Below are 6,503 nucleotides of genomic sequence, written 5' to 3'. Positions count from 1 at the left end.
TTGCCGCCTGCAATTCACAGACAGCAAGCCCTTTCAGCTGCTTGAACAATTTTCTCTATAAATATTTGTCTAACTTTTCGGGGTCACTTCAGGGGGAGCGATTAAGGGGGATATTCTCTTTCCGAGGAAAGAGAATATCCCCCTTTGACCCCCAAGAGAAAGGGACTGCATTGCAAGCGAGCGGCTCGAAGAGCTGCGTAGCCTGTGGAATTGACTGCCTGCCTTTTTTGTATCTAAATGATTTGACTTTCTTCTATCTTCGCTGTCGCTCTGCCTGCGATTCGTTACACTTACGCAACTGCGTTCTACTTCAGGATTTTATCAATTTTGCTTTTGCATGCCGAGGCGGCATTGCTGGCGCTCGCCGCGATATGCGTACTATCGGTAGACGGTGATTACACTGCACCAAAACAAGATTCGAGAGCGGCAGCGGATGATAGGAGCACACTAAGTCGCATAGCAGGAATCAACGCGGCTCTGCCGAGCGCAGGCATTACATTCCGGAGGCAAAAGACTTGCGCAAGCCCGAGACTGCCAATCAAAACTCTTCCTCTTTGGGGGGGCGTAAGGGGGGCTATTCTCTTTCCGAGGAAAGAGAATAGCCCCCCTTTGTCGCGTCCCCACACAGTGTGGGGAACATTCCTTCCGCATGAAGTGCGGAAAACTCACATCATATCCTTGATATGATTCAGCCGATCCAGCGCAGCGTACAGCGTCTCATCCTTCTTCGCGAAGTGCAGACGCACAATATTATTGATCGGTTCATTGAAGAACGAGCTGCCCGGCACGGCGCCGACGCCGGCTTTTCTCGCCAGCTGCTCGCAGAAGTCGACATCGCTCTGGCCCTTCTTGAGATACGGGGAGATGTCTGCCAGCACGAAGTACGTGCCCTCGGGATCGGTGAAGGGGATGCCGATGTCGCGCATGCCCTCGGTGAAGATCTTCTTCATGTGCGCGTAGTGCGCGCCGAACTCGTCGTAGTAGCTCAGCGGCATGTTGAGGCCGACGACGGCGGCCTCCATCAGAGGCGACGGGCAGCCGACGGCGTTGAAGTCGTGGTACTGGCGGATGCGCGCCATGATGTTCTCCGGCGCGATGGCATAGCCGAGTCTCCAGCCGGTGACGGAGTAGGTCTTGGAGAGCGACGAGCAGGAGACCGTGCGCTCCCACATGCCGGGGATGCTGTTCATGTAGACGTGCTTGCGGCCGTCGTAGATGATGTGCTCATATACCTCGTCCATGATGGCGTAAACGTCGTAGCGGATGCAGAGGTCGGCGATGGTCTTGAGCTCTTCCTCGGTGAAGACCTTGCCGCTCGGGTTCGAGGGATTGCAGATGATGATGGCCTTCGCGCCGCCGCGGAACGCATCTTCGAGCACGTTCGGGTCAAAGGAGAACGTCGGCGGATTCAGAGGGACAAAGACCGGCTCGCAGTCGGCCATGATGACCTGTGCGCGGTAGTTTTCGAAGAACGGGGAGAACATCACGACGCGGTCGCCCGGATTCGTCAGGGCGAAGAGCGTGTCGACCATCGCTTCGGTCGAGCCGATGGTCGCGACGATCTCGGTCTCGGGGTCGATGGTGCGGCCCATGAAGTGACCGCATTTGCGCGCGATGGCCTGGCGGAAATTCGGCGCACCCATCGTGATGGGGTACTGATGGGGGCCTTCGTGGCTCACGACCTCGAGGCGGTCCATCATCTCCTTGGGCGGGTCAAAATCGGGGAAGCCCTGCGCTAAGTTGATCGCGCCGCATTCGTTGGAGATACGCGTCATTCTGCGAATGACGGAGTCGGTAAAGTGCTGATTTCTTCTGCTCATTTCCTGCATGGGTGTGCCGTCCTTTCCGTTGCGGTCAGTGCGGAACACGCTCGCAGAGCCGCGATCAAGTGAAGTTGTTCTTAATATTACATAAAGATGAGAGAATGTCAAGTATTACAAAGGACAAGATGACGAAGTTCGACGCTTTGTCACGATAAAGCAGGAACGCGGCGGCCGCTTTTGTATAGAATGGAGCAGGCGAACGCCGGGAGAGGAGGGGAAAAGCATGTATTCGAATCCGCCGCCGCGCCCGCCGGGACCGCCGCTGTTCGGCCCGTGGCACTGCGTGGGTGTTTGCGCGCTGGCGCTGGGACTCGGTATTTTCATTGCGGCTGTTTTTCCGGTGGGGGCGCTGATGTTTCTGGTCGCGTTTCTTCTCATCTTCTGCGGCATCGGCTGCCTGCGCAGATTTTAACATTGGTTGAAAAGAGCATGAATATTGGGAGGGGGAAAAGCATGAAGATCGTCGTTTGGAAGTCACCCAAGGTCCTCTCGTCGCTGCTGCGGCGCGTATTTGGCGTCAGGGAGGAAGCATAACGCGCGTCCACAGTGCATAGAGTGCAGTAACCACTTAGCCGAAGGAGAGGGACTGCAATGGAACTGGAATTGAAAAAGGAGCAGTTTGCCTGTTATCAGGCGTTACCGCAGCTCAGCGAGAACCGCGAGGAGACAACGGAGACCATCGTGCCGGACTATCTGCCGGACATTGCCCGCATCGTGGATGCGAGCGGGTGCCTTTTCCTGCGCAGCCGTGAGATCGCAGACGGAAAAGCGCAGGTGTCGGGCACGGTCCGCATGACGCTTTTGTACGTGGCCGAGGACGCGCAGGGGATGAAGTCGTTTGAATACACGCTGCCGCTCGACGAGACGATCGAGGGGCGCGCGCTGAGCGGCAGCGCGGACAGCTGCCTCGACGGCCGGCTCTGCTCGTGCGAAGTGCGCATGCTCAATCCGCGCAAGGTGTTCACGCGCGTGAACGTGGAGCTGACGCTTACGCCCTACGTGCCCGCGTCGCTGAGCGTGTGCAGCGGCGTGAAGGAGCAGGAAGCCTACAAGATCGAAACGCTGTGCGAGAAAAAGGACATCGGTATTATCCGCGCCATTCGGGAAAAGGACTTCACATTTTCCGATGAAGTGCTGCTTTCGGGCACGAAGGAGCCCATTCAGGAGCTTTTACGCACAAAGTGCGCGCTGCGCGTGACCGACTGCAAGTCGATCGGCAACAAGATCGTGCTCAAGGGCGTCGCGCGGCTGGATGCCATCTACTTGGATGAGAGCGGGAACCTTGCGTCCATGAGCAGCGAGCTGCCGTTTTCGCAGATTCTCGACGGCCTTGCCGAAGAGGAGGGCGAGACGACGGTGCGCGCGTCGCTGCGTCTGACAGGCGCGGAGATCCATGTCGGCAGCGAGAGCGAGCCGGACAACAACCGCGCCATCTCGCTGCGGCTCTACATCAGCGCGTTCACAGCGGTGCGCGAGGTGAAAAGCGTTTGCTGTGTGGCGGACCTTTACAGCACGGCCTACGACCTGACCGCGAAGACGGAGACGGTCGAGCTGTGCGACAGCGCGGCGCTGGTGCTGCGCGAGCAGCTCGTGCGCGAAAAGATCGAGACCGGGGCCGAGGTGCAGACGGTGCTGGCGACGGACGTGATCTTCAGCAGCGCGGGCGTGAGCGGCGGGGGAGAGAGCGCGTCGCTGCGCGCGACGGCGAATCTGCGCGTGCTGTATCTCGACGAAAACGCCGTGCCGCTGCTCTCCGAGCGGCGGAGCGAGGTGCTGCTCGAGACCGACCTTCCGGGCAGCGGACAGGCGCGGGTGCAGGACATGTACGCGGGCGAGATCGCCGCGTCCGTCGGCGCGGACGGCGTGGAGCTGCGCTTCCCCGTAACGTTTGCCGTCAGCGTGGCGGAAACGCCGCGTTATCCTTGTCTTCAGTCGCTTGAGGCCGAGGAGTGCGGGAAAAAGGACGAGAACGTCCCCTCGCTCGTGCTCCGCGCGATGAAGCAGGGCGAGCGGCTGTGGGATATTGCCAAGCTGTACCGCACAACGGTCGAGGCCATCCTCGCGGCCAACGAGCTCAAGGAGGAATCCGCCGCGGTGATCGGAAAGCTGCTGCTGATCCCGCGCAGGCGCTGAGGAACGGAGGAAGAGGGTATGAGCATGAATACGGAGATCTATCAGGATATTTCGACCCGCACGGCGGGGGACATCTACATCGGCGTCGTCGGCCCCGTGCGCGCGGGCAAGTCGACGTTCATCAAGCGCTTTATGGAGACGCAGGTCATCCCGAATATCGACAATGTCTACCGCCGCGAGCGGGCGAAGGATGAGCTGCCGCAGAGCGGCAGCGGCCGCATGGTGATGACGGCGGAGCCGAAGTTCGTGCCGGAAGAGGCGGTGGACATCGCGCTCGACGAGGGAAGCAGCTGCTCGGTTCGGCTCATCGACTGCGTGGGCTATATGATCCCCGGCGCGACGGGGCAGATGGAGGGCGAGAGCCCCCGCATGGTCTCGACGCCGTGGCTCGACCACGAGGTGACGATGAGTGAGGCGGCGGAGCTTGGCACAACGCGCGTCATCCGCGAGCATTCGACCATCGGCGTCGTTGTGACGACCGACGGCAGTATCACCGATATCCCGCGCGAGGACTACATAGAGGCCGAGGGCCGCGTCATCCGCGAATTACAGGAGATCGGCAAGCCATTTCTCGTTCTGCTCAACGCGACAGAGCCGGAAAGCGATCGCGTGCAGGCAATGGCAAGGGATATCGCTTCACGCTATGGCGTGACATGTCTGCCCGTCAACTGCCTGACGCTCGACGACAACGCAGTGGGAATGATTCTCAAGGCCATCCTTTACGAGTTCCCGCTCTGCGAGCTGGACCTCTTCATCCCGCCGTGGGTCGAGGCGCTTGCCGACGATCACCCGATCAAAAGCGGCCTCTATCAGGCCATCCGCGAGAACACAGGCAGCCTCCACTGTATCCGAGAGGTGCAGGGCGCGATCAGCGCCATCGGCGGCTGCGAAAGCGTCAGCAGCGCGCGCATCACGTCCATTCAGCTCGGCACGGGCGTCGCCGCGGCGGAATTGCAGCTCCCGCGCGCACTGTTCTACCGGACGCTGAGCGAGCAGTCGGGCTTCGATGTGAAGGATGACGGCGATCTGCTGAGCCTTCTCACTGAGCTCTCGTCGGTCAAGGCGGAGTACGACAAGGTGGCGCAGGCGGTGTCCGATGCGCGCGAGAGAGGCTACGGCATCGTTGTGCCGACGGTCGACGAGCTGAACTTGGAGGAGCCGGAGATCATGAAGCAGGGCGGGCGCTACGGTGTGAGGCTCAAGGCGAGCGCGCCGAGCCTGCATATCATCCGCGCCGACATCGAAACGACGGTTTCGCCCATCGTCGGCAATGAAAAGCAGAGCGAAGACATGGTCAACTACCTCTTGCAGGAGTTCGAGGGCGACACGACGAAGATCTGGCAGTCCAACATCTTCGGCCGCAGCTTCCACGAGATCGTGAACGAAGACTTGCAGGCAAAGCTCAAGCACATGCCGGACGACGCGCGCCTCAAGCTCCGCCAGACGCTTGAGCGCATCATCAACGAGGGCACGGGCGGTCTCATCTGTATCATCCTGTAAAGAAACAAAGCGAGAGGAGGTTCCTCTCGCTTTGTTACATTCCTGTAACTGGAATGTCATCACTTTGTAACTTGTCATTTCCTCTGCCCGCTGTTATGCTGTTCTATAAGAAGAATAACAGGAGGAAGAGGATATGAGCCGAAAGATCGCGCTGCCGCTGCTGGTGGCAGCGGCGCTTGTCAGCATCATCTTAGCAAGCCGCACCCCGCAGCCCATCATAGAGGAATTGCCACCGGAGGAGGCTGACGCGCCCGCCGCGCTGCTCACGCAGACCGAGGAGGCCGGCGGTTAGACTGTCACGCTGAAGGTCTATGAGCCGGATGAGGCTGGCTATGCGCGCTACGCGCTCTTTGGCGCGGACGGTGCGGAGATCGACATACCGTTCGGCGTGAATCGCGGCACTTGGATCGGGAATGGCAACGCTGCCGAAAAAGTCTCTCTCACCGCACGGGACGATGTGCTCGGATTTCCGGGCTTCGAGCTTGAAACGATCCAAGGCATAGTTATGACAGTTTGTGACTTCTATGCGCTGACGGAGCAGGGCTTCGTCTATGCGGGCAGGACCTTTGGCTATGACTTTGATGATGCGGCGGAGGGCGACGGCGCATGGCCGCTTGATCTCACGGGAGATGGGCGCAGCGAACTCATTACGCGCAGCACCTTTGGCGACGACGCGCCGTGCGTTTTTGTCTACCGCTGGAACGCCGCGGAGGGGGGCTCTCAGCGCAGTGAGGTCGACTGGGAAAAGGCGGACGCGCAGCTTGCGCGCCTGAGTGCGCCCCTCGGCGTGACCGCGCGGGCGGAGACCTATCACGCACAGAACAATACCGTTACGCTGACGCTCTACACGGAAAGCGGCACGAAGGAAACGACGCTGCCGCTTACCACAGATATTCTCGGCGAGTGGTTTGCAGATGACTGACCGGAATGATATAAAAAGGAACCGATTCGAAAGAATGAAGTGACCCCAAAAAGTTAGACAATATTCTGAAGTAAAAATTGTTCAAGCAGCTGAAAGGGCTTGCTGTCTGTGAATTGCAGGCGGCA

The 6,503-nt window shown here is 59.6% G+C and carries 6 protein-coding genes; 5 read left to right on the top strand and 1 reads right to left on the bottom strand.

The annotated features are described in order from the left end of the window. Positions 1-665: 665 nt before the first annotated feature. A complete protein-coding gene (locus NI20_RS0112850) occupies positions 666-1,829 on the bottom strand; it encodes a pyridoxal phosphate-dependent aminotransferase (protein ID WP_033121789.1) in 1,164 nt (387 codons plus the stop codon). 217 nt (positions 1,830-2,046) lie between these two features. Between NI20_RS0112850 and NI20_RS0112845 the strand changes: the two genes are divergently transcribed. The 5 genes from NI20_RS0112845 (at position 2,047) to NI20_RS0112830 (ending at position 6,378) form a co-directional block, all read left to right on the top strand. Continuing rightward, positions 2,047-2,235 (top strand): hypothetical protein, encoded by a 189-nt coding sequence (locus NI20_RS0112845; protein ID WP_033121788.1) that lies wholly within the window; start codon positions 2,047-2,049, stop codon positions 2,233-2,235. Positions 2,236-2,414: 179 nt separating this feature from the next. After that, entirely contained in the window at positions 2,415-3,956 is a 1,542-nt protein-coding gene (locus NI20_RS0112840) for an SPOCS domain-containing protein (protein WP_033121787.1), read from the top strand. A gap of 24 nt (positions 3,957-3,980) precedes the next feature. Then, a complete protein-coding gene (gene spoIVA / locus NI20_RS0112835; protein WP_033121790.1) occupies positions 3,981-5,456 on the top strand; it encodes a stage IV sporulation protein A in 1,476 nt (491 codons plus the stop codon). A gap of 133 nt (positions 5,457-5,589) precedes the next feature. Further along, positions 5,590-5,748, top strand: coding sequence for a hypothetical protein (locus NI20_RS15260; RefSeq protein ID WP_156108654.1), 159 nt, complete (start codon positions 5,590-5,592; stop codon positions 5,746-5,748). Positions 5,749-5,961: 213 nt separating this feature from the next. Further along, complete coding sequence (locus NI20_RS0112830; protein ID WP_156108653.1) at positions 5,962-6,378, top strand: hypothetical protein; 417 nt, start codon at positions 5,962-5,964, stop codon at positions 6,376-6,378. Positions 6,379-6,503: the final 125 nt, after the last annotated feature.

Source organism: Oscillibacter sp. ER4 (assembly GCF_000765235.1).
Classification (GTDB): Bacteria; Bacillota; Clostridia; order Oscillospirales; family Oscillospiraceae; genus Hominicoprocola; species Hominicoprocola fusiformis.
The sequence above is the reverse complement of the archived record's forward strand: the minus strand, read 5'-3'. Positions and strand labels throughout refer to the sequence as shown.

Excerpts from the sequence above, each read along its gene's own strand:
- NI20_RS0112850 (WP_033121789.1), bottom strand. The coding sequence starts at position 1,829 with ATGCAGGAAATGAGCAGAAGAAATCAGCACTTTACCGACTCCGTCATT.
- NI20_RS0112845 (WP_033121788.1), top strand. The coding sequence starts at position 2,047 with ATGTATTCGAATCCGCCGCCGCGCCCGCCGGGACCGCCGCTGTTCGGC.
- NI20_RS0112840 (WP_033121787.1), top strand. The coding sequence starts at position 2,415 with ATGGAACTGGAATTGAAAAAGGAGCAGTTTGCCTGTTATCAGGCGTTA.
- spoIVA (WP_033121790.1), top strand. The coding sequence starts at position 3,981 with ATGAATACGGAGATCTATCAGGATATTTCGACCCGCACGGCGGGGGAC.
- NI20_RS15260 (WP_156108654.1), top strand. The coding sequence starts at position 5,590 with ATGAGCCGAAAGATCGCGCTGCCGCTGCTGGTGGCAGCGGCGCTTGTC.
- NI20_RS0112830 (WP_156108653.1), top strand. The coding sequence starts at position 5,962 with ATGACAGTTTGTGACTTCTATGCGCTGACGGAGCAGGGCTTCGTCTAT.